This is a genomic window from Caballeronia sp. LZ003, from assembly GCF_031451465.1.
Lineage (GTDB): Bacteria > Pseudomonadota > Gammaproteobacteria > Burkholderiales > Burkholderiaceae > Caballeronia.
This window is the reverse complement of sequence record NZ_JARUXJ010000004.1, coordinates 447,483-468,176: the sequence shown is the minus strand read 5'-3', so window position 1 is coordinate 468,176 and position 20,694 is coordinate 447,483. Positions and strand designations below refer to the sequence as shown.

General features: G+C 63.3%; 12 protein-coding genes. 4 read left to right on the top strand and 8 right to left on the bottom strand.

Annotated features, from left to right (window positions below):
* Nucleotides 1-204: 204 nt before the first annotated feature.
* Nucleotides 205-1,434, bottom strand: coding sequence for a sensor histidine kinase (locus QCE79_RS26220; RefSeq protein WP_309848830.1), 1,230 nt, complete (start codon nt 1,432-1,434; stop codon nt 205-207).
* Between the two features lie 239 nt (nt 1,435-1,673).
* Nucleotides 1,674-2,609, bottom strand: a complete 936-nt coding sequence (locus QCE79_RS26215) for a LysR family transcriptional regulator (RefSeq protein WP_309848826.1) — start codon at nt 2,607-2,609, stop codon at nt 1,674-1,676.
* Nucleotides 2,610-2,774: 165 nt separating this feature from the next.
* On the opposite strand from QCE79_RS26215, the gene QCE79_RS26210 reads away from it, so the two are divergent.
* The 3 genes from QCE79_RS26210 (at nt 2,775) to QCE79_RS26200 (ending at nt 8,909) form a co-directional block, all read left to right on the top strand.
* Nucleotides 2,775-4,358 (top strand): aldehyde dehydrogenase (NADP(+)), encoded by a 1,584-nt coding sequence (locus tag QCE79_RS26210; protein WP_309848822.1) that lies wholly within the window; start codon nt 2,775-2,777, stop codon nt 4,356-4,358.
* A gap of 726 nt (nt 4,359-5,084) precedes the next feature.
* Nucleotides 5,085-7,229 carry a zinc ribbon domain-containing protein gene (locus tag QCE79_RS26205; RefSeq protein WP_309848819.1) on the top strand — a complete coding sequence of 715 codons (2,145 nt, stop codon included), beginning with the start codon at nt 5,085-5,087 and terminating at the stop codon, nt 7,227-7,229.
* 537 nt (nt 7,230-7,766) lie between these two features.
* Nucleotides 7,767-8,909, top strand: a complete 1,143-nt coding sequence (locus tag QCE79_RS26200) for a TAXI family TRAP transporter solute-binding subunit (protein WP_250467323.1) — start codon at nt 7,767-7,769, stop codon at nt 8,907-8,909.
* Nucleotides 8,910-8,971: 62 nt separating this feature from the next.
* On the opposite strand, the gene QCE79_RS26195 is transcribed toward QCE79_RS26200, so the two are convergent.
* The 3 genes from QCE79_RS26195 to QCE79_RS26185 form a co-directional block, all read right to left on the bottom strand.
* Entirely contained in the window at nt 8,972-10,423 is a 1,452-nt protein-coding gene (locus QCE79_RS26195; protein ID WP_309848815.1) for a PLP-dependent aminotransferase family protein, read from the bottom strand.
* Between the two features lie 77 nt (nt 10,424-10,500).
* Nucleotides 10,501-10,764, bottom strand: a complete 264-nt coding sequence (locus QCE79_RS26190) for a helix-turn-helix domain-containing protein (protein ID WP_309848813.1) — start codon at nt 10,762-10,764, stop codon at nt 10,501-10,503.
* Entirely contained in the window at nt 10,765-12,222 is a 1,458-nt protein-coding gene (locus tag QCE79_RS26185) for a PLP-dependent aminotransferase family protein (RefSeq protein ID WP_309848808.1), read from the bottom strand.
* Nucleotides 12,223-12,364: 142 nt separating this feature from the next.
* Here QCE79_RS26185 and QCE79_RS26180 point away from each other — a divergent pair, with 142 nt between their 5' ends.
* Nucleotides 12,365-14,686 carry an FdhF/YdeP family oxidoreductase gene (locus tag QCE79_RS26180; protein WP_309848805.1) on the top strand — a complete coding sequence of 774 codons (2,322 nt, stop codon included), beginning with the start codon at nt 12,365-12,367 and terminating at the stop codon, nt 14,684-14,686.
* A 455-nt stretch (nt 14,687-15,141) separates the two neighbouring features.
* Here QCE79_RS26180 and QCE79_RS26175 read toward each other — a convergent pair whose 3' ends face one another.
* Genes QCE79_RS26175 through QCE79_RS26165 form a run of 3 tightly spaced genes read right to left on the bottom strand, consistent with a single transcriptional unit; the run spans nt 15,142 to nt 20,336 of the window.
* Nucleotides 15,142-17,877 (bottom strand): MGH1-like glycoside hydrolase domain-containing protein, encoded by a 2,736-nt coding sequence (locus tag QCE79_RS26175; RefSeq protein WP_309848803.1) that lies wholly within the window; start codon nt 17,875-17,877, stop codon nt 15,142-15,144.
* Nucleotides 17,878-17,928: 51 nt separating this feature from the next.
* Entirely contained in the window at nt 17,929-19,863 is a 1,935-nt protein-coding gene (locus QCE79_RS26170) for an amylo-alpha-1,6-glucosidase (protein WP_309848801.1), read from the bottom strand.
* Nucleotides 19,860-20,336: a nuclear transport factor 2 family protein gene (locus tag QCE79_RS26165; RefSeq protein ID WP_250493544.1), complete on the bottom strand. Its 477-nt coding sequence runs from the start codon at nt 20,334-20,336 to the stop codon at nt 19,860-19,862. The genes QCE79_RS26170 and QCE79_RS26165 overlap by 4 nt, the downstream gene beginning before the upstream one ends.
* Nucleotides 20,337-20,694: the final 358 nt, after the last annotated feature.

Here is a 20,694-nt window from a genome sequence, read left to right as displayed (position 1 = left end):
GGCGAAGGGGAAAGGCGAACGAGCGCTGCTCGTTCGCCTTTTTTTGTATTGCGCTTGCGGTGGAATTGGCGCTTGAAGCACGCGTCAATTCGGCTCGCTTTTCCAGCGCGCTGCCGAAATAGACGGCTGTGGCAATGAGTTGGCGAAGTTGGCAATGACGCTCATGAGCAAAAACCCGCTCATGCCGAAAACACCGCCCCACCGTCAGCTTGCCGACTTCGCTTTCGGCTCGAGCACCAGCGGGAAGATCACTTCGAACACGCTTCCATGTCCTTTCACCGACTGGAAACGCAACTCGCCCTCGAGCGCACGCGACAGTTCCTTCACGATGGCAAGCCCAAGCCCCGTTCCGGGAATATCGTCCTCGGCCGCGCGCTCGAATTCCTCGAACACGCGCTCCTGATCCGCCGTACCGATGCCCGTACCTGTGTCCGTCACGCGCAAGCGCCAGCGGTCGTCCGCCACGGCGTCGATCGTCAACACGATTTCGCCCGCCGACGTGTACTTGATCGCGTTCGAGAGCAAGTTGATCGCGACCTGCTTCACCTTTAGCCGGTTCGATGTCACCGTGCCGAGCGTCGGTTCCAGATGCCCGACGAGCTTCAGCCCCTTTGCTTCGGTGCCGACGCGGTTCAACTGCATTAGTTCGTCGAAGAGACCGACGAGGTCGAACGCTTCGACTGTCAACAGCGAATCGTCGCCGAGGACCTTCGAATATTCGACCATTTCATCGACTAGACTCGCCATGTCGGACACTTGCCGGTTGGCGAGCCCAAGCGCCGTCTCGCGTTTCGCGGGCGAGCGGCCGAGCAGTTGCAGCGCCGTCGAGAATACGTTGAGGAAATTGCGCAGATCGTGCGCGACGCGGCGCGTCACCTGCATGCGCGTTTCGTAAAGTTCGCTGATCAGCTCCTGACGCAGCGTGAGCTCGTAATTCGCGCGCTCCAGCATGCCGGTGTATTCGTCGATCTTGCGATCGCGCTCGCCCACCGCTTCACGAATCGAGGCCAGCGTGACGAAGCTCACCACTTCATCTGTCATGAGCCGTGCGTGTTCTTCGTCCGTGCGCGAGAGATCCGTGTGCGCGGCGGCGTAATCGCCAATCGCCTGAAGCAGAATTTGGCGGAACAGGTCGAGCTCACGCACCAGTTCGTCGATGCGATACCCCTGCTGCCAACGCCATTGCCCGTGCTGGCGCGCGTTTTGTTCGATGACGCCTTCCTGATCGCGCAAATTACGCGATTCGAGCACGACGCAGATTTCCTCGAAGACTTCCGGCAAGTGGTCCGCCAGTTGCCGGTACGTGAGCTGATCCGAGTGTTCGACTTCCTGATCCCCGAACACGAGCTTCATCCATTTTTCAGTCAGCGCGGTCCGCTGCTCGCGCAACGAAGCCACGAGACCGTCCAAGCCGTTGGCTGCCGTTTCGGCCATCTGCGATTCCTCGATTGCAACGCCCAGTTGCCGCTCGTGCGGCGCGTGGTGCTCGTATGGAAGTGCTGGTAAGGAAGTGCTGGGGTGAAACCGCCGTGGAGCGCGAAGCTCGAAGGCCGCGATGCCACGCCAGTATAGGCCCAGCTTCAGGCAAAAAGTTCGAGTACCCGACTATCGTAAACGGGCAAAATTGCTAACGCATTCGCTAATTGACAAGGTGGACGGGCGCGACGCACGCCTCAATGCGGGCGACCTTTTTCACGCAGCATCTGCACGAACTGGCGCGCGGCAGGCGACAGCGCGCCTCCCTTTCTCGTCACGATGCCATACGTCTGCGACTTCGATTTCATGCGGATCGGCAAGATGCGCAACATGCCGTAGCGCTCGAAAAGTTTCGCGACGCTCGCCGGCAATATCGCCACCATATCCGCGCTCTGCTGCAAAAGCGTGACCGTCACGAGCGGCGACGCGGTGGAGATGGGGTTCGCCGGCATCGGCAAGCCGGCGAGGTCGAGTTCGCGTTCGAGCAGCGCGCTCATCGGCAGATAACTCGGATACGTCACCCAGCGATGACCCGCCAGTTCCGCGAGCCCGACTTCGCGTCCCGCCGCGCGCGGATGGTCCTGTCCCACGACAATGGCAAGCGGTTCGTCGGCGAGCGGCTGATAGTGGTACTTTGTCGGCTGGTCCGACACGCTTGCGCGGCCGATCACGAGATCGACATGGCCGTCGTCCAGCATGCCGAGCATGCGCGCGCTGGTGTCCTCGACAATTTCGATGGCAAGGTCCGGATGCTTCGCGTGCATCTCGCCGACGATCGGCGCGACCACGCCCGGCACCGCGCCCATGATCGTGCCGACCGTCAGCCGCCCGCCCGTGCCCGCGCGAATGTGCGCGACTTCCTGGCAGAGCGCGCTCAGATCGGCGGCCAACAGACGCGCATAGCGCACCACGGCGCGGCCGAACGGGTTGGGAATCACCCCGCTCTTGGCGCGCTCGAACAAGGGCGCTTCCAGCATCGATTCGAGTTCGGCGAGCGCCTTGGAAGCGGCGGACTGAGTCATCGCCATGGCGCTCGATGCTTTATGCAGCGATTTATGGTCGTCGAGCGCGATCAGCAACTGCAATTGCTTCATGCGCAGCCGCGACATCAGGACATCCAGGGTGTTTTTCATGCGACAAACGATGCGGAAGAAAAAGGCGGGGTGATTCCATAAAGCGATCACTCGATGGAAAGGATTCACTATACAGCGGCGCCTCTCGCGCCGTATAGTCGGCGCAGCGCGACGCTCGCATCCGCCGCAGTCGCTACGACTCACTCAAGTCAAGGACGAGACACCATGCAACTCACAGGCAATCTGCTCATCGGCCAGCAATCCATTTTCGGCAGCAACGGCTCGATCAAGGCCGTCAACGCGTCGACGGGCGCGGCCATCGAACCGGCATTCGGGGGCGCCACGCTCGCCGATCTCGACCGCGCAGCCGCCCTCGCCTGGGCCGCGTTCGACGTATATCGCGAAACCGCGCCCGAAGCGCGCGCGAAATTCCTCGAAACCATCGCGCAAAATATCCTCGACATCGGCGACGATCTGGTCGAGCGCTGCATCATCGAAAGCGGATTGCCGCGCGGACGGATCGAGGGCGAACGCGGCCGCACGGTCGGTCAACTGCGTATGTTCGCGGAAGTGGTGCGTAACGGCGACTATCTCGGCGTGCGCATCGACCCGGCGCAACCCGAACGCAAGCCGCTGCCGCGCGTGGATCTGCGTCTGCGTCACATCGGCGTCGGCCCGGTCGCCGTGTTCGGCGCGAGCAACTTCCCGCTGGCGTTCTCGGTCGCGGGCGGCGATACAGCTTCCGCGCTCGCCGCCGGCTGCCCGGTGATCGTCAAGGCGCACTCGGCGCATCCAGGCACGGCGGAACTCGTCGGCCGCGCGGTGCAAAAGGCCGTGAAGGACTGCGGCATGCCCGAAGGCACGTTCTCGCTGCTGTTCGACAGCGGTCGTGACATCGGCCAGGGCCTCGTCAAGGACAACCGCATCAAGGCAGCAGGCTTCACGGGCTCGCGCGGAGGCGGTACGGCGCTGATGAAGCTCGCCGCCGAGCGTAAGGAACCCATTCCCGTCTATGCGGAAATGAGCAGCATCAACCCGGTCGTGTTGTTCCCGGCCGCGCTCAAGAACCGTGGCGAAGCCATCGCGAAGGCATTCGTGCAATCGCTCGTGCTCGGCGCGGGCCAGTTCTGCACGAACCCCGGCCTGATCCTCGCCGTCGATAGTCCTGACCTGGACAAGTTCATCGCGGCGGCATCGGCGGCGCTGACGGAGACGGCTGCGCAGACCATGCTCACGCCGGGCATCCACAAGGCGTACGAAGGCGCGATCGACAAGGCTTCGAGCCAGGCGGACGTGAAGACGCTCGCGCGCGGCGTCGAAGCGAAGAGCGACAATCAAGGCCAGTCGGCGCTGTTCTCGACCACGGCTGCGAACTTCCTCAAGAACCACGCGCTGCAGGAAGAGATTTTCGGCGCGTCGTCGCTGGTGGTGCGCTGCCCGGATCAGAAGACGATGCTGGAACTGATCGAATCGCTCGAAGGCCAGTTGACGTCGGCGCTGCATATCGACGAAGCCGATTACGCCGAAGCGCGCGATTTCCTCCCGGCGCTCGAACGCCGCACGGGCCGCATTCTGGTGAACGGTTTTGGCACGGGCGTCGAAGTGGGCCACGCGATGGTTCACGGCGGCCCGTATCCGTCCACGGCGGATGGCCGTTCGACCTCGGTCGGCAGCCTCGCGATCAACCGCTTCCTGCGTCCGGTGAGCTATCAGGACCTGCCGGATGCGCTTCTGCCCGACGCGCTGAAGACCGAGAATCCGCTGGGTCTGAATCGCCGCATCGACGGCAAGTTGCAACTGGCTGACTAAGCCGGTCGCATAAGCTGCAAATCGAGGCCGCGGCGCTGAACTTCCGGGTTCGCGTCGCGGCCTTCCGCTTATCGCGAATTGCTTCGGATGGCTAAATTGTCCGCACTTTCGCCACGCACGGCGCAAACGTTCGCGCCGGCGCGCGAGGCAGTTCGTATCCGCCATGCAACGTGCGAACGGGTTTCATTTCGGGCCCTAACCGCTTTTGCATCAGTGGGTTATCGCGCGGTCGTTCGCCCTTGTCGGTTATTGGCTAAGGATTGGCGTCACGAAACCGCCGCCGCGCGCCCAGAATGTCAAAAACATTGTGAGAGAGCGATGCGTGGCGCTTGGCCGCGAAGCCCTGAAACGGCGACGCGGGCGCACCAGTCCCGGCCGCGTTTTCGTATCGACACGAGGGCCAGCGCCATCAAAAGGCGCGGTTACGAGGCGCGCTGGGAGCACGGAGTTTCGCGTGCCGCCGGCGCGATGATGTAGTCGCTTAAATTCAGGCGGCCCGAGGTAGGTGCGAAACGCGATTGACGTCCGAACTCGCTTCAACGATATTCGGACTTTCGTTTTTCGGACGCACGCAGTCGATGTTCATTCGACATACATTCGCGCCCGACAAACGATACGAAGGATTGTTGCCGCAGGACTTCGCGCGCGCGATTGCGGGCGGTCCGAAGCCAGTATAGGCACTCAAGCGGCCACGTTATCGCACATGTCCTTCGAGGGCTTAAAAGCATGACCACGCGTCTGACGTTTCCTGCATCCATGTTCTCCGTCGTCTGCCAGCGTTGCGGCAGCACGATGCGCAAAAACGCCGACAGTTGTCCAAACTGCGGCGCGGATCGTAACGCCGCGTCCGCTCAACCGCGCCAGGCCGCCGCACCGCAAGAACGGCCGCGCGTCAATATGTTCGAGCAGACGCTTTCCAAACCGCTTCCGTCGATGTCGACCTCGGCAACGGCTTCCGCCGCCGCATCGGTTGGCGCCGGCGCCTCCGCTTCCGGCGCGCTGCCGGAGGAGCCCGCAACCGAACGCGGCTGGCCCGCGGGTTGGGACCCGAAACGCGCGAGCGAACGTATCGCGCAAAAGGCGGCGGAGCATCGGGCGAAGCGCCTGGAGGAATCCGCGCGCAGCGCTTATGCGAACACCGGCCGCGATCCCGACGCGCTGCCCGGCTCCGAATCCTGGTCGAAGCGCAAGACGGTCATCGCGGGCGTTTGTTCGGTCGTGCTCGCGCTCGGCGCAGCCGCTTATCTGCAATACGGCGATTCGAACGATGACGACGCCTCGCCGTCCGCCGATCACAGTGTCTCCGGCGCGATCGATTCCAGATTCAGCTCGCTCGTGCCGGGTACCGCGCCGAACGTGAACCCCAATGTGGCGACAGGCGCGGGCAATGCCTCGGCCGATGCCCGCGCGTCCGTTTCCGGCGATACGCTGCGCAGCGTGCGCCTTGCGCTGGATCAGCACGACCTGACGCTGGCGCGCGCGCGCCTCAAGACCGTTCCCGCGTCATTGCAGACGCGCCCCGACTACGATTCGATGAAAGAAGAACTCGCGAAGCGCGAGTTGCAACGCGACGCCGCGCTGCAATTGGCGCGGGCCTGCGAGCGGACTTCGGCATGGTCGTGTGTGCAGCAGAACGCGGGCGAAGCGCTCGCTATCGATGGCGGCAATGGCGAGTCGCAAGCGATGCTAGAACGCGTCATCTCGCACGCGGGCTGGATGGTCGCGACGCCTGCGGGCGCGAAGAAGCCGCTGCCATCGGCGGTGACGGCTGCTGCCCCGGCGCCCGCCGCGCCTGCCAGCGTGGTTGCCGCCAATGTCGGCAAGCCTGCGACCACTGCGAACGTCGAAGTTGCGACGCCGCCAGTCAAGACCGTGACCATCGCGCCGAAGAACGTGGTTGAGCGGCACGCCGCGCAGCGCGGAACGGCAGCGGCGGCACGGCGGGATGCCATCGACGAAGCGCGGGATGCATCGACTGATTCGCGCGCGGAGAAGATCGCGCGGGCTCAGGCGGCTACGAATGCCATTACCGCGGCGACGGTTGGGCCTGCTGCTACGGCTAATGTTGCCCCGGCCAATGCGCCTGCGACTTCGGCCGTTGAATTGCCTGCCGCGAAGATGTTCGCACCGTCCGCTGCGACGGCGACTGTGGCACCCGCGACTTCCGGCAATGCCTTGCCTGCCGCAAGGACTACGGCAGCGACGACAGCGCCTGCCGTGCCTTCTTCCACGACGCCCGCGCCTTCCGCTGTTGCAGGCACGGCCGCTCCTTCGGTTGCTGTGCAGACGCCCGCGCCCGTGACGACCACGGCGACGCGCACGGCGCCCGCCAACGCTGCGCCGCCTCCGGGGACGAGTCGCACCGCGCCCGCCGCCGTGGCAGCCAACACGCGGCCCGCGCCTCAAACCGGCGCGACGCGCAACACTGCGTCGACCGGCCTGTACGATGCCTCTTCCGCCAATCACGCCAACGCAAGCGATGAGATGTACGTCGCGCCGCAGAATCGCGGAGCGACCGCGACGGGCGGCGGCGCATCGAATAACGGCATGTACGATGCGACGTCCAATCGCGGCGGCACGTCCAACGGGATGTATGTTGCGCCGTCGGCGTCGGGTGCCGCACCGCATGCATCGACGTCATCGACGGCGACTGGCGCGACGCCTGTCGCCGTGCGCAATACCACGCCGCAAGCTCAACTCGCCGCCGCGCCCGCGATCAGCCCGCCCGCAGCAAGCCCGCGCGCTGCCGCGTCGTTTGGCGCATCGAACGTATCGGCGCATATGGACGCGGACAAGACCGAAGAACTGGAACGCGCCATCAAGCAATACGGTTGGACGAGCGGCGGCGGGGCTTCGAAGTCGGCGCCGTGAAGATGGGGAGATAGAAACATGGAAGAGCGCATTGACTGATAATTCGGCGCTCTGCGGGTGAAAGGCAACCACGCAAGCAAAGCGTCTTGCGAAATTGAAGCGGCTCCAAAGAGAGCGCTTCAGAAATAGAAAAGTCTCGGGTAACGACGCGAATCTGAAGAAGCCCGACTCGGGAAACGAAGCACCTTTGAAGGAGCGAGGTCTCGAATATCAAATCGCTTCCAAAGCGGCGATGTCTCGGGAGACGAGACTCGACGGAAGAGACGACGCACATCGGCGGGTGTGCGAGCAAGAAACAAGCATCCAAAGAACGAAGCAAATCAGGAAAAAAGCATTTACGGAGACAAAGCTTTTTTGGCACAGCAACGTGCCCGGAAAGAACCCGGCATCTCGCGAACGGAAAGAGTCGCCAGAACAAACTGCATCGGCTAAAACTAGCCCGCGCGCAGAAACGCATAACCGATTTCGCACGATGCGACGCTCTCGCATCGCGCGTGTTCCACAGCACCCGTCCAACTCAAGAATCGAGGGTCAATCATGTTCTCCACGAAAATCATGCGGAACGCCGCGCGAGGTGCGCTCGCCCTCCTTGCCGTAATCGGTCTCGCAAGCGTCACGGGGACGAGCTTCGCCGCCGACGCCGTGCCCTACAAAATCACTACCGGGCCGGATCGCGGCACGTATATTCAGATCGGTCAGGACCTGTCCAAGTACGTGGCCGACCCAGCTGGCATGGAGTTGGAAGTGCTTTCTTCCAAGGGATCGGCGGAAAACGTGCAGCGCATGCGCTATGAACCCGGCGTGAAATTCGCACTCGTTCAGTCGGACGTGTATCAGGCTTACGTCGATATGGCCGCGTCCGGTAACGCCGATGCCGGCAATATCATCAAGCCGCTGCGCCTCATCATGCCGCTTTACGACGAAGAGATTTACTTCGTCGTGCGTTCGGATTCGCCGCTCAAGTACATCCAGGAAATCAAGGACAAGAACATTAGCGTCGGGCTGCTCGGAAGCGGCACGGCGCAGTCGTCGGCGACGCTGTATCGGCTGATGTTCGGTGAACCTATCGCCGATCAGAACGCGCAGCACTATAGCAACGAGGACGCGCTCGCGAAGCTGATCGTGCGCAAGATCGACGTCGCGGTGATCGTCGCGGGACAGCCTGCCAAGCTCTTTCAGGACATGAACCCGGAACTGCTGCAGCAGATCAAGCTGTTGCGTCTGGACCCGGCCGCGCCTGAAACCGCGCGCGCCAAGCAAACGTATTTCCCGGCGACGATCCGCACATCGAGCTATCCGAACTGGATTCAGGAGGACACGCCAACGCTCACCGTCAAGGCGTTCCTCGTGACGTATGACTACGGTCTGCGCGGCACCGTCGGCGCGATGTCGAAATTCGCCGATTCGCTCTGCACGAACTTCGACACGCTGCAGGCGAGCGGGCATCCGAAGTGGAAACAGGTGCATCTCGAACTGCCGCCGCTGACGAAGGGCTGGAAATACTATCCGCCGGTTGAAAAGCATTTGCGGTCGTGCATCGCCAAGCGCGCGGCGCTCGCGCAGCAATCGCAAGGCGGCGCGCAGACGGTATCGGCGCGTTCGACGGATGGCGCCGCGCCAAAAATGAAGAAAGCAAGTTGCACCGCGCAGGAGAAGGTGTTGTTGCTGTGCGATCAATGACGTGAACGCACGCGCTGTTGTCTGCATGACGACAGCGCGTCGCGCGATACGCAAACAAGCGCCTACGCCCCCATCGCCGCCATAACCCCCGCCAGCCGCTTCAACCCACGCTCGATAGCCGGGACGCTCGTCCCGCCATATCCAAGCAACACGCCTTGCAAGAGCGGCTTGCCCGCATAAAACGGCGCGATGCCGTACAACCCCACTTGCGCCTCGCGCGCCGCCGCGACCACGCGCGCTTCCTGCCACGGCTCTAAAAGCCGCGCGACCAGATGGATGCCGGCCGTCGATGGCATCGGCTCGAACCAGTGCGCAAGAGCGCCCGTCAGATGCGCGATCAACGCGGCACGGCGTTGCGCATACGCCTTGTGCATGCGGCGCAAATGTTTCGCATATTCGCCATCCAGCATGAAGGCGCCGAGCGCTGTCTGCGTGAGCATGCAGCCGTGCAGATCGCAAACTTGCCGCGCGTTCCAGAGCGGCTCGGAAAGCGTCGCGGGCGGCACCACGTAGCCAATCCGCAAATCCGGAAAAAGCGTCTTCGAGAACGTGCCGACATACGCGACCAACCCTGCATGATCCAGGCTCTTCAGCGACTCGACCGGCCGCCCTTCGAAGCGAAACTCGCCGTCGTAGTCATCCTCGACGATCACCGCGCCGCGTTTGGCTGCCCATTCGAGCAGTTCGATCCGGCGCGCGAGACTCATCGGCATGCCGAGCGGAAACTGATGCGACGGCGTCACGTAGACGAGCCGTGTATTGCGCGGCAACTTGTCCACGACGATCCCGTGCTCATCGACGGGAACGTGCGCAATGCGCGCGTGCAGCGCCGAGAAGATGGCGCGCGCAGGCGGATAACCCGGCTCTTCCATCGCGACGACATCGCCCGGCTGGACCACCACGCGCGCGAGCAGATCGAGCGCCTGCTGGGCGCCTTGCGTCACGAGGACGTCCTGCCAGTTGCACACCACCGCGCGGCTGAACGCCAGATAGCGCGCAATGCCGAGCCGTAGCTCCTGCTCGCCGGCCGGATCGCGATACGACGCCACGCCGCCGCCCGTGCGCGCCTGCGTGCGCAGCGCCTGGTTGACGCAGCGGCGCCAGGCATCGAAGGGGAAAAGCGTCTTGTCGGTCACGCCGCCCTTGAAATCGCAGTCGAGCGTGATGTCGGCGGGCGGCATGGGCATCGACATGCGTTCGGGCATCTTGCGCCAGATGCCGGTGGCGCGGGCGCGCGCCGAGGTCGGCTCGGCGCGGGCGGCGGGCAGACGCGTGAGGCCATCGGCGACGAAGGTGCCATCGCCGGCGCGAGTGCGAAGAAAACCTTCGGCGATCAGGCGATCGAATACATCGAGCGTCGTCTTGCGAGACACGCCGAGCTGCGCGGCGAGACCGCGCGTGGACGGCAGGCGCGCATGAGCGGCAAGCCGCCCCTCGATGATGCCCGCGCGCAACTGGCCGTAGATCTGGCCCGTGAGGTCGTGACGGCCGTGCAGGGTGATGTGGATGTCCAAGGTGAAGCACCGATTGAGCGTGGCTACCTAGGATGAATGGATTTCGATGCTTTCACAAGACCAGCGCCGCGTTCGCCTCACCCTTCCGCCCCAAACACGGCCGCACACAACGTCACCCCTTCGGCGCTCAACCACGCACTTCCCGCGCCCTCTTCCGTGATCGACATCTCGATCAGCCCCGCATCCGCGAGCCCGGTAAGCTGCCGCCGCAACGCGCTCATCGGCAAATCGGACTGCTTCGCCAACTTCGCAAGCGACCACGGTTTCTCCGGGCTCTCCCGACGCGCGCGCCAGAGTTGCGCCAGAACGGCGACGAGTATGGGATCGATGTCATCGCTCATCTATGTCTCCTTTTCTATGTCGTCTCGTGCCGCGCGCCGATCGATTTCGCCGACGAGTTCGCCCAAACGCTGCAATGCCGCCTCGCTCTGCGCGGTCCACGGATAGCTGTAGTTCAAGCGAATGAAGTGGCTGAAGGCATTGCGCGTCGAGAACATATAGCCCGGCCCGACCGTGATACCGCATTCGAGCGCCGCGCGATAAAGCTGCATCGAATCGACGCGCTCCGGCAATTCGACCCAAAGCACATAACCGCCCTGTGGCGCGGACGTGCGCGTGCCCGCCGGAAAGAAGCGCTCGACCATCGCACGCATGATGCGCGCCTGTTGCTGATAGAGCTTGCGCACGCCGCGCAGATGCCGGTCGTAACCGTCCTGACGAAGATAATCGGCGACGGCGACTTGCGGCACCGAAGGCGTGGTCAGCGTGTTGAGGAACTTGAGCTTCTCGACTTGCGCGCGAAAACGTCCCGGCATCGCCCAGCCGATTCGATACGACGCCGTGAGACTCTTCGAAAACGACGCGCAGTGAAGCACGAGCCCCTTGGTATCGAAACTTTTGAGTGTCGTAGGCCGCGCATCGCCGAAATAGAGCTCGTGATACACGTCGTTTTCGATCACCGGTATCTCGTGCTCGCTCAGCAATTCGACGAGTTGCCGCTTGCGCGCATCCGGCATCAGAAAGCCGAGCGGGTTCTGGAAATTCGGCATCACCATGCAAGCAGCAATCTTTCTTTTGCCGATGATCTGCGCCAGCGCCTCGATGTCGATGCCATCGACGGCATGCGTCGGCATCTCGATTGCGCGCATGCCGAGCCGCTCGATGGCGTGCAGCATCGCGTAATACGTTGGCGACTCGACGGCCACGGTATCGCCCGGCTTCGCGACCGCCTGCAAACTCAGATTGATCGCTTCCGTTGCGCCGACCGTAATCACGATTTCGGCCGGGTCCACGCTCACGCCGTTCTCCGCGTAGCGCCGCGCGATCTGGCGGATGAGCTCGGGGTTGCCGGGCGGCAGATCGTCGATGAGATTCCAGCTCGTGTGCCGCCGCGCGATGGCGTTCGCGTACTGGTTGATGCGCCGCCAGGGGAACGGCTCGGGATCGGGATACGGCGAGCCGAACGGCACGGCGTCGTGCGCGCGGATGCTGCGCAGCGTGGCGAGCACGAGCCGGCTCACGTCCACTTCGGAAGCCACCGCCACGGGACGCGCGCGGCGCCTCGTCTCGTCACGCGGCGTTTTGGCCTTGGGTCTGGCACGCACGAAATAGCCGGATTGCGGACGCGTTTCCAGCACGCCGCGGCCTTCGAGCAACGCATAGGCATGCAGCACGGTCTTGATGCTCACGCCGTGCTGCTGGCTCGCCTGCCGCACCGACGCAATGCGCTCGCCCGGCGCGAACACGCCACGGCGCACGGCGGCTTCGATCTCATCGGCGAGCTTTTCGTAGAGGGTCACGGCGGCGGTCGTGTCGAAACAAGGAGGACGTTCAGTCTACCAACTGTATCCCTCCTATTTCACGTTTTCTGTGCGCCGCGCGCCATTTGGGAAACAGTAGGATCGACGTACCGAATCGTCCTGTGCGTCGACACGCCACACCATGAAGAAGCCCGAAGCTCGCATCGAACCGTACACGCACCCCGCCGCAGGCTGGGGCGCGCTCAAACAGGTGGCTATCAATCTCGTCAAGGAGAAGGTCGCGGGCGGCACTTACCGGACGCTCTTCAAGCAGAATCAGCCGGATGGCTTCGACTGCCCCGGGTGCGCGTGGCCGGACCGGGCGCATGCATCGACATTTGAATTCTGCGAAAACGGCGTCAAGGCGGTTGCCGCCGAAGCCACGGCGAAGCGCGTCACGCCCGCGTTCTTCGAGGAGCACACGGTGACTTCGCTGATGGCGCAGTCGGACTACGAACTCGAACAGCATGGCCGCCTGACCGACCCGCTTGTCTACGACGCCAAGCGCGACCGTTATGTGCCGATAGAATGGGACGCGGCGTTCGAGTTGATCGCATCGCACATCAACAAGCTGGACCATCCGGACAAGGCCGCGTTCTACACGTCCGGCCGTGCAAGCAACGAAGCCGCTTTCCTTTATCAGCTCTTCGTGCGGATGGTCGGCACGAACAATTTCCCCGACTGCTCGAACATGTGCCACGAGGCAACGAGCCGTGGCCTGCCGCATACCGTGGGCGTCGGCAAGGGCACGGTGACGCTCGACGACTTCGAACACGCCGACACGCTGCTGCTCTTCGGTCAGAATCCGGCGACCAACCATCCGCGCATGCTCGGCGAGTTGCGCGACTGCGCGAAACGTGGCGCGACCATCGTGTCGATCAATCCGCTGAAAGAACGCGGCCTCGAACGGTTCGCGAGCCCGCAGCACACACTCGACATGCTTTCGCCCAAGGGCGTGAAGATCAGCTCCGTGTTCATCCGCCCGAAAGTGGGTGGCGACTTCGCGCTCATCAAGGGCGTGGCAAAACGCGTGATCGAACTCGACGATGCCGCGCTCGCCAATGGCCAGGCCCGCGTGCTCGATGTCGATTTCATCGCGCAACACACGGTTGGCTTCGACAGCTTCGCCGCCGACTTGCGCGCCGAGAACTGGGAGATGATCGTCGCGGAATCGGGCGTGGCCATCGACGACATCTTGAAGCTCGCCGATATCTACGCGCAAGGCCGCGCCGTCATCTCGACGTGGGGCATGGGCCTCACGCAGCACAAGAATTCAGTGCCGATCGTGCAGTTGCTGTCCAACCTGATGATGATGCGCGGCAATATCGGCCGGCGCGGCGCGGGGCTTTGCCCGGTGCGCGGCCATTCGAACGTGCAGGGAGATCGCACGGTGGGTATCGAGGAAAAGCCGACGCAGGCGTTTCTCGACAAGCTCGGCGCGGCATACGACTTCGAGCCGCCGCGCGAGCACGGTTACGACGTGGTCGAATCCATTCACGCGATGCTCGAAGGCCGCGTGAAGGTGTTCATCGGCCTGGGTGGCAATTTTTCGATCGCCACGCCCGACACGCCGCGCACCTGGGAAGCAATGCGTTCGTGCGACCTCACCGTGCATATCACGACCAAGCTGAATCGCAGCCATCTCGTGCATGGCCGCGACGCGCTCATTCTGCCGACGCTCGGCCGTACCGAGATCGACATGCAGAACGGCGTGGCGCAAGGCGTGAGCGTGGAAGACTCGATGAGCATGGTCCACATCTCGTATGGCATGAACAAGCCCGCTTCGCCGAATCTGCTTTCCGAGGTGGCGATCATCGCGCGCATGGCGCATGCGACGCTCGGTTCGGGCAAGGTGGACTGGCTTGCGCACGCGAACGACTACGCGCTGATTCGCGACGGCATAGAAAAAGTGGTCGAGGGCTTCGAGCGCTATAACGAGCGGTTGAAGCAACCCGGCGGCTTTCATTTGGGCGTGGCTTCACGCGAGCGCGTCTGGAAGACGCCGAGCGGCAAGGCGCAGTTCATCGTGCACCCCATTGCCGTCGATACGCCGATTCACCGCGCCCGCGCCCTGCACGGCGAGCGCCTGATGACGCTCATGACCACGCGCTCGCACGATCAGTACAACACGACGATCTACGGACTCGACGACCGCTATCGTGGCGTGTACGGACAGCGGCGTGTGCTCTTTGCGAACCGCGAGGATATCGACATGCTCGGCTTCGAACCGGGCGACCTCGTGGATATCACGAGTGTCTGGGATGACGATGTCGTGCGCCAGGTGGACGGCTTCACCCTCGTTGCGTACGACATTCCTCGTGGATGCCTGGGCGCATACTATCCTGAGACCAACCCGCTAGTGCCGTTGTCGTCCACTGCTGATGGTGCCGGGACGCCGACTTCGAAGTCCATTCCCGTGTTGCTGAGTTCCGCGAACGAAATCCGCCAGAGCGCTGCTGCTTGAGATCGAAGTTGATGCCGCACCGGGCCACCGCGTTGTGACGCGCGCGGGCGCGTGCGTTCAGGCGGCGCTCCAGTGCATCGGGACCCGTGCACCAGCGGTGAATGACGGCGCCGAGCGCGCCCAGAATGCCGACGCCCGCCATCCAGCCGAGCGCGATGCTTTGCAGCGTGGCCGACACGTAAGCGCCGCCCAGCATGGCCGCCGCGAACACCACCACGACCATTTTGTAGGGCGGACTGTCCTGATTTTCGGTCCGTTGGCGGGTTGCGGCGCCCCATTCGGTCTGATAGCCGCTGACAGAATATCCTTGCGTAGTTTGTTTCATTTTTATCTCCAAACCGTCCTCAAGTTTGCGTTTTCGCAAACTTACGCAGATGGAGACGCAAGCGATATACGACTTTTCCTAACTATCGGCCGGATGGCAGAGGTTGACTTTTAGCGACGATGACGGACCGTTACTTGGCGCCAGCAAACTCCTGCACCTCGGCATCGGTTTCGCCGGCGAGCGGCACGACGCCTGACGGTCCCATCGCCAAGGGCTGCAACAGCAACGCGACGAGCCCGCTCCAGCCGGTCTGATGCGATGCGCCCACGCCGCGTCCGTTGTCGCCGTGAAAGTATTCGTGGAACAACACGAGATCGCGCGAACGCGAGTCCGCCTGGAGTTGCGGATACGCCGCCATCACCGGACGTTCGCCGTTCTTGTCGAGCAAGAAGAGCGTGGTCAGACGGCGCGCGAGTTCGTCGGCGATCTGTTTCAGCGAAAACTTTTGTCCCGAGCCGGTCGGATACTCCACGCGAAAATCATCGCCGTAATAGCGATGAAATTCGTGCAGCGACGCAATCAGCAGATAGTTCACCGGCATCCAGATCGGCCCGCGCCAGTTCGAATTGCCGCCGAACACGCGCGAGTTCGACTCGGCCGGCAGATACTGCACCGAGAAGCTGTCACCGTTGTGATAGAACACGAACGGATTGTCGCGATGCACCCGCGACAGCGCGCGCACGCCGTGGTCGGAGAGAAACTCGCTTTCGTCGAGCATGCGTCTGAGCAGCGCCTTCATGCGATGCCCGCGCAACAGCGACAGCAGCACGCTATTGCCCTGCCCCGCGATATTCCAGCGCGACACGAGCCGCGCGAGATCCGGCCGATGTTCGAGGAACCAGTGCAGCCGGTCGCGCAGTCCCGGCAGCGCCTTGTGCACGTTCGGTTCGAGCACGTGCACGGCGAACATGGGAATGAGCCCGACGATGGACCGCACGCGCATCGGTACATTCGAGCCGTCCGGCAGACGCAGCTTGTCGTAGAAGAACTCGTCCTCGCCGTCCCACAAACCCGTGTCGCAGTCGTCCTCGCAGCTCACGGCTTCCGCGATATACAGGAAGTGCTCGAAGAACTTCACCGCGATATCCACGAACACCTTGTTCGCGTAGGCCAGTTCGAGCGCGATACGCATGAGGTCGAGCGCGTACGCGGCCATCCATGCGGTGCCATCGGCCTGATCGATATGACCGCCTGTCGGCAGCGGCGACGAGCGATCGAAGATGCCGACGTTATCCAGCCCGAGGAAGCCGCCCTGGAAGATGTTGCGGTCGTCGGCGTCCTTGCGGTTGACCCACCACGAGAAGTTGAGCAGCAGCTTGTGGAACGCGAGTTCCAGGAAGTCGCGGTCGCCCTTGCCGGTGATCGCGCGGTCGATCTCGTAGACGCGCCACGTCGCCCACGCGTGCACGGGCGGATTGGCGTCGCCGAAAGCCCATTCGTAGGCGGGCAACTGGCCATTCGGATGCTGATAACGGTCCTTCACGAGCAACAGCATCTGGCGTTTGGCGAACTCCGGATCGATCAATGCGAAGGCGGCCGCATGGAACGCGAGATCCCACGACGCGTACCACGGATATTCCCACTTGTCCGGCATCGACACGATGTCCGCGTTGCACAGATGCCGCCACTCCGCATTGCGCCCGCGACGGCGCGATTGCGGCGGCGTAGGTTGCAGCGGATCGCCGTCGAGCCAGCGCGTAACGTCGAATTGGTAATACTGCTTCGACCACAGCATGCCAGCGAGCGCCTGACGTTGCACGAGCCGCTGATCGGCGTCGGTGATGTCGTGCTGCAACGCGCCGTAGAACTCGTCGGCTTCCGCGATACGGCGCGCGAAGAGCGCGTCGGCATCGAGCGGCACGGTGTCGGGCGCGGATTCGGGACGCCAGCGCATGAACACTGTCGCCGTCCCGAATGGCGCGATCTCGAGATGCGCGCGAGCCGTCGCGCGCGTGCCGGTGTCGCGGCGAATCGCGTGTTCGTCCTCGTGGACGATGTAGTCGTTCACGCCATCCTTGAACGGACCCGGACCCTCCATGTTGAAAAGACGCTTGACGTTGGTGTCGTTCTCGCAGAAGAGCCATTCGACATCGGGCGTATCCGGCGACCATGCCGTGAGTACCATCTGTTCGTGTGCGCCGTGTTCCGCCGCGACATAGGTCACGCCGTTCACCGTCTGAAGTTTCAGCGAGGGTTTATCGGACACCTTCTTCCACGACCACGTATTGCGCGCCCACATCTGCGGCATGACGTCGATGGTAGCGGCGCAGTCCGCGCGATTCTCCACTTTCACGCGCATGACGATGTCGTCCGCCGTGTGCTTCGCGTATTCCACCTGCACGTCGAAGTAGCGGCCATCGTCGAACACGCCGGTATCGAGCACTTCGTATTCGGGCTTGTCCGCGCCGCGCCGCGCGTTTTCCTCGATGAGATCGGAATAAGGAAACGCCGCATGCGGATACTTGTAGAGCATGCGCATGTACGAGTGCGTCGGCGTGCCGTCGATGTAAAAGTACAGCTCCTTCACATCCTCGCCATGATTGCCCTGCTCGTTGGTGAGCCCGAAAAGCCGTTCCTTGATGATCGGATCGGCGCCGTTCCACAAGGCGAGCGAGACGCACCAGTTGAGCTTGTCGTCGCCGAATCCGGCGATGCCGTCCTCGCCCCAGCGATACGCCCGGCTGCGCGCGTGATCGTGCGGAAAGTAATCCCACGCGGTGCCGTTATCGCTGTAATCCTCGCGCACCGTGCCCCATTGCCGTTCGCTCAGATACGGTCCCCAGCGTTGCCAGCGCGGGCAATCGCTCGAATGCAGACGCGAGCCTTCGACGGTGTCGATCTGATTGACGGCGCGCGATTTCGGCATGGATATTTCTCCTGATGAGCGGCGTTCGATGCCGCGGGTAAGACTCGTAATTTAGCGTGTTTCGGTCAGAAGCTTTTCTATGCGCAGCAATTCGCCGAGCGACCACGCCTGGAAAGGTGTGCCGCCAGGCGTATGGGGTGCATTGCCGTCGGCGACTTCGGACAGATGATCGAGACCGTACCTGTCCAGATGCGCTTCGAGCGGCGCAATGAAGCGCTCGCGCGCGCCCGCTGCGCCATGCACACGAATCCACGCCTCGATGAACGGCCCGATGAGCCAGGGCCACACGGTTCCCTGATGATAGGCGCCGTCGCGTTCCAACACGCCACCCGCATAACGCGGACGATACGCCGGGTCGGCCGGCGCGAGCGTGCGCAAGCCGAGTGGTGTCAGCAGTTGGGTTTCCACTTGCGCGAGCACGGCTTGAGCGATGTCGCCATCGACGAGCGCGAAAGGCAGACCGCCCAGCGCAAAGATCTGATTCGGACGGATCGAACGATCGAGCTTGCCGGCTTCGTGATCGGCATCGACGACATCGTACAGCGCGCGTGTGTCGGGATCGACGAAGCGCGCGAGGAAAGCCGCGCGCGCAGCGTCGCGCGGCGCGGTCCAGCGCGCATTCCACGCGCTTGCTATCGACAGCGCGTTGAACCACAGCGCCTCGACTTCCACCGGTTTGCCGATGCGCGGCGTCACCACCCAGTCGCCCGCCTTCGCGTCCATCCACGTGAGCTGAACGCCCGGGACGCCCGCGCGCAACAGACCGTCCGCGTCCGCCGCGATGCCAAAGCGCGTGCCGCGCGTATAGCCTTCGAGAATGGAGTCGACCGCGTGTTGCAGGCGGCTCGCGGTCGCGGCGCTGGCGTGGCCCGTCGCCAGGTAATCGTGCACCGCCACGGCGAACCACAGCGAGGCATCGACCGAGTTGTATTCGGGCATGCCGCCGCCGTCCGGGAAGCGGTTGGGCAGCATGCCGTCCGAGAGCGTATCGGCCCATTCGAGCAGAATCGATTCGGCATCGGCGAAACGGCCCGCCGCGAGCAGAAGACCGCGCATCGAGATGAAGGTGTCGCGGCCCCAGTCGGTGAACCACGGATAGCCCGCGATGACCGTCTTGCCAACGTTGCGATCCACGATATAGGCGTCGGCGGAACGCGCGAGCCGCGAGCCGAACGCGGCGCGCCTTTGGCTCTCTCGCGTGGCGAGTCGGGTGGCAAGCGCTACCGCATTGCCCTCGTGCGCCTGTTCGCGGCCGGTGTCGGCATGAAAGATCAGCACCGCATCGCCGCGTACGAGATCGAAGCTGAAGACGCCGGGTGCGGCGAGGTCTTCGGTGAAATCGAGCCCGCGGTCGCGCTCACGCGCATAGCTGAAGTTGCGATACCAGTCCGGCGCGTGCCGATAAGCCCCGTTCGACGTCGCGCCGATAGCCGGCAGATCGGCGTACGGACGCCAATGCACACGCTCCACGTCGACGGTTGCATCGATGGAAAACGCGCCGTTCTCGTGATGCAGCGCGTGATAGTCGCGGCCCGAAAGAAGCGGCCGCACTTCGAGCGTGGCTTTCGGCACGGGCGTTTCGAGCCGCCAGCGCAGCACCGTCTCGCCGCTGTCCTTCACGACGAACACTTCCGCGCTCGCCACCGTTTCGTCGCCAATGCGAAAGCGCCACGTGGGCCACGGCGAAGTATCGAAGGAGCGGAGGCTGGCGGAGATGTCCGGGTACAGCACGTCGGGCGCGTAGCGTTGCATCGTGAGCGCGTGGCGCTTTCCGTTTACATCGAGCCATGCCTCGACGCCATTCACCAGCACGACGCGCCCGGCGGGCGGCGCGGTGGCGGCGAGCAGCAACGCCTGATAGCGCCGCGTGCGTAACGTGCCGACGGTGCCCGACGCGAAGCCGCCGAAGGCATCCGGTTCGAGCCATTCGTCTTCCAGGCGCGCGGCGTCGAAAGGCGCGTCCCGATTCGCTTCGATACGCGTCATGTCGCCGCCTTGTTCCGATAATCGCTGAGCGCGCGCCGCGCCTTCTTCTGGATCGTCGCGCGCATTCGCGGTGTCCAGCCGAGCAGCAAACCGCTCGCGCCGAGCGCCTGACGGCTCCAGCGCCAGAGATCGAAGGTGTCGATGTGTTCGACGATGAAGCCATCGCGGATAGCAAAGCGCGACTCGATACGATTGACGACCGGCCGGCCCGTGGCCGAATAGGTATAACGCGCGATGGCGACGGCGCTCGCGGTCTGCCCGATCGAGCGGATTTCATCCACCGTCAGCGAGAAATCCGCCGCGCGGCCGAGCAACATGCGCCACATGTCGCCGACCTCACGGCCGTGCAGCAGGCCGAACGCGGGGTCCTGAAAGCGGATGTCGGGCGCGTAACACGCGGCCATCCCCTCGGCGTCGCGCTCCTGAAAGGCGCGGTAGAACCGCTCGATGAGTTCGGTGTTTGAATTGGGCATGAGCTTCCGGAAGGGCCGCTGGCGCGTGCAAGTTCGCATTCTCTCCCGGCTCGCGCAATGCTGCAGCGCTAATTCTTCGCGACTGCGTGCTTTGTTCGGCGTCTTTTAAACGCGATAGATGCGAAAAAGCAGGATTTCAGTCGAGTGATATTCAACTTGTCTTCAAATGCATCTGCAAATGACTACCCACCCATGCACACCCCCCGAAAAAAGGCGAAACCATAATTGACGCCGAAAAATTGTTTATCTAAATTCGTGTCACTTCCTACTCTCTTTAGAAACCTTCGTTCTAGCCGATACAGCATCGCAATGAAATTGCGGTGAAGCGTCTACACGCTTATTTGGTTTAGTTTCCCGT

Coding starts and splice junctions, on each gene's coding strand:
- QCE79_RS26220 (WP_309848830.1), bottom strand. CDS start 1,434: ATGGCCGAAACGGCAGCCAACGGCTTGGACGGTCTCGTGGCTTCGTTG.
- QCE79_RS26215 (WP_309848826.1), bottom strand. CDS start 2,609: ATGAAAAACACCCTGGATGTCCTGATGTCGCGGCTGCGCATGAAGCAA.
- QCE79_RS26210 (WP_309848822.1), top strand. CDS start 2,775: ATGCAACTCACAGGCAATCTGCTCATCGGCCAGCAATCCATTTTCGGC.
- QCE79_RS26205 (WP_309848819.1), top strand. CDS start 5,085: ATGACCACGCGTCTGACGTTTCCTGCATCCATGTTCTCCGTCGTCTGC.
- QCE79_RS26200 (WP_250467323.1), top strand. CDS start 7,767: ATGTTCTCCACGAAAATCATGCGGAACGCCGCGCGAGGTGCGCTCGCC.
- QCE79_RS26190 (WP_309848813.1), bottom strand. CDS start 10,764: ATGAGCGATGACATCGATCCCATACTCGTCGCCGTTCTGGCGCAACTC.
- QCE79_RS26180 (WP_309848805.1), top strand. CDS start 12,365: ATGAAGAAGCCCGAAGCTCGCATCGAACCGTACACGCACCCCGCCGCA.
- QCE79_RS26175 (WP_309848803.1), bottom strand. CDS start 17,877: ATGCCGAAATCGCGCGCCGTCAATCAGATCGACACCGTCGAAGGCTCG.
- QCE79_RS26170 (WP_309848801.1), bottom strand. CDS start 19,863: ATGACGCGTATCGAAGCGAATCGGGACGCGCCTTTCGACGCCGCGCGC.
- QCE79_RS26165 (WP_250493544.1), bottom strand. CDS start 20,336: ATGCCCAATTCAAACACCGAACTCATCGAGCGGTTCTACCGCGCCTTT.